The sequence below is a fragment of the Monashia sp. HAY1-2A genome, from assembly GCF_056755315.1.
On sequence record NZ_JBNDHY010000266.1, the window covers coordinates 1 to 2,610 of the forward strand.

Below are 2,610 nucleotides of genomic sequence, written 5' to 3' on the forward strand. Positions count from 1 at the left end.
GTCCTGCAGCTGTGCCGGGGCCGTCGGTGCCGCCTCGAAGGGAGTTGGCGCTCCGGGGATCGTCATCGTGTCCCTGCCTCTCGTGGCCCGTGGGCGGTTCGTTGCCTTGTTTTCTTCTACACTTGTAGAGTCAACTTCTGCCACCGTAGCGACAGCCCCCCATCCGTGTCCAGAGTTTTCTTGGACGCATGACCAAAAACTCGCGGTAGGCTCAGCGGCGAGCGATCGCCGCCCCCGATGGGCCCGGCTCGGGTCGGCCCTGCCGGTCCGCGGCGACAGTCGTGGCTGAACAGCCAGCACCGAGGAGAGGGCGGCACCGTGCCGAAACTTGTCGACCACCAACAGCGCCGGGCCGAGATCATCGATGCCACCCTGCGTCTCGTGGCCCGGGATGGGCTCGGGGGCGCCACCATGCGGGCCATCGCCAAGGAGCTCGGCGTCGCCAACGGGGCGGTGGGCCACTACTTCACGAATCAGGACGCCTTGCTGGCCGCCACCTACGAAGAGGTCTTCGCCCGGACCAATGCGCGCGCCGCCGAACGCGCTGCCGGTCTGAAGGGTCTCGACGCGCTCCTGGCGACGTTGCGCGAGCTGCTTCCCATGGAGGCCGCGACCGTCGACGAGGCCCGCATCGTCGTCTGCTTCTGGGGCCGGATCACCACCGACGAGGGCCTCCGCACCTTGCTGCCCAAGGAACACCAAGCCTGGACCCGGAGCACCCAGGAGATGCTCGAGCAGGCGATCGAGGCCCATGACCTGAGAGCCGAGGCGGAGCCGGCGCCGCTGGCAGAGCTGCTCGTTACCACCGTGCATGCCATGCAGGTCCGAGTGGTGACACTGCCCCAGCGCACGCCACCGGCGATGCAGCGGCTCCTGGTCGAGCAGATCCTGGCGCCGTGGACCGAGCCCGGAACGTCGCTCCGTGGCAGGTGGCCCGCCGACGTGGCCGGCCTTGTCGACCCGCCGGACGTCCTACTGGATCGATCACTGCTTCACTCTTGAGCCACGCCCGGCCGGTGCCGATGGCTTTCAGCTCGACGGCTGCAGCGTCCGACGGCTGGCTGCCACGAACTGGGTGAAGATGCCCTTCTGCAGGGGGTCGATCGCCGCGGTGTCTTCCGGGTGCCACTGCACGCCCAGGAACCATGGCGTGTCGGGTGCAACCATCTCGACGGCCTCCACGGTGCCGTCTACCGACCGGGCGACCGCCACCAACCCATCACCCAGCCGGTCCAGCGCCTGATGGTGGTAGCAGCTGACCGACAGCATGCGGGTGCCGAGAGCCTGGGTCAGGGCGCACCCCGGCTCGAGTGCGAGCTCGGAGACGACATGGCGGTGCGGACGATCCATGTGAGCAACCAGGGTTCCGCCCATCGCGACGTTCGCCACCTGCAGCCCCCGGCAGACGGCAAGCAGCGGCCGCCCGGTGCGAAACGCCCATCGCGCCACAGCGAGGTCGAAGGCGTCCTGCTCAGGATCCATGTCGTAGTGCTCCGCATGCTCGACGCCGCCATACAGGGCCGGCGTGATGTCTCCGCCTCCGGGCAGTAGCACTCCGTCAGCGAAGTCGAAGCGATCGGCGACCTGCACCTCATCCACCAGCCCGTCCGGCGCGTGAGGATGCACGGCGACCGGCTCACCCCCGGCCTCGAACACTGCAGTAGCCAAGGCGCGCGCAGTGACCTCAGCGCGAAACCTCAGGGCTGACGCGGACTCGGAGAACCGAGCCGGAACAATGATCAGCGGTCGACGGCTCACAGGGCCAGCCAGGTGGTCTTGAGCTCCGTGTACTTCTCCAGCGCGTGGACGGACTTGTCACGAGCGTTGCCGCTCTGCTTGTAACCGCCGAAGGGAACGGTCATGTCGCCCTCCTCGTAACAGTTCACCCACACCGTCCCGGCTTGGAGCCGGCGGGAGACCCGGTGGGCGGTTCCGACGTCGCGGGTCCACACGGCGGCGGCGAGGCCGTAGACCGAGTCGTTTGCCATACGCACGGCCTCGGCCTCGTCCTCGAACGTGAGAACCGACAGGACCGGCCCGAACACCTCATCCCGGGCGATGGCCATGTGCGGCTCGACGTTGTCCAGCACGGTGGGCCGGGAGTAGAAGCCGTCCTGCGGAACGGGTGGCCTACCCCCGCCGGTACGTAACCGCGCGCCCTCATCGAGGGCCCGGGCGGTGTGCGCCTCGACTCGCTCCCGATGAGCTGCGCTGACCAGCGGACCGACCTGGGTCCCAGGGTCCAGCGGGTCACCGATGTGCAGCGCTTCCGCAGCCCGGACGACCCCATCGACCACCTCGTCTCGCACCGAACGGTGCACAAGGAGACGCGAGGGTGCCGTGCACATCTCGCCCTGGTTGAAGAAGATGTTTCCGGCGGTGCCCGCCACAGCTGCAGGAAGGTCGGCGTCCGGCAGCACGATGCTCGGTGACTTCCCGCCGAGCTCCAGCCAGACCCGTTTCAAGTTGGAGTCCGCGGCGTAGCGCAGGAACTCCCTGCCAACCTCCGTCGACCCGGTGAAGGCGACCGTGTCGACGTCGGGGTGCAGTGCCAGGGCTCGCGGCGTCGTAGAACCCTGGCCCGTAACGACATTGAGCACGCCATCGGGC

At 68.4% G+C, this 2,610-nt stretch carries 3 protein-coding genes; 1 reads left to right on the forward strand and 2 read right to left on the reverse strand.

Annotated features, from left to right (window positions below):
• Positions 1 to 318: 318 nt before the first annotated feature.
• Complete coding sequence (locus ACPYOM_RS21580) at positions 319 to 1,002, forward strand: TetR/AcrR family transcriptional regulator (RefSeq protein ID WP_481347526.1); 684 nt, start codon at positions 319 to 321, stop codon at positions 1,000 to 1,002.
• 27 nt (positions 1,003 to 1,029) lie between these two features.
• Here the strand turns inward: ACPYOM_RS21580 and ACPYOM_RS21585 are convergent, their stop codons facing one another.
• A complete protein-coding gene (locus ACPYOM_RS21585) occupies positions 1,030 to 1,758 on the reverse strand; it encodes a gamma-glutamyl-gamma-aminobutyrate hydrolase family protein (protein WP_481347527.1) in 729 nt (242 codons plus the stop codon).
• Positions 1,755 to 2,610: aldehyde dehydrogenase family protein (locus tag ACPYOM_RS21590; RefSeq protein ID WP_481347528.1), on the reverse strand; the 856-nt coding region annotated here is incomplete at its 5' end. The genes ACPYOM_RS21590 and ACPYOM_RS21585, both read right to left, overlap by 4 nt.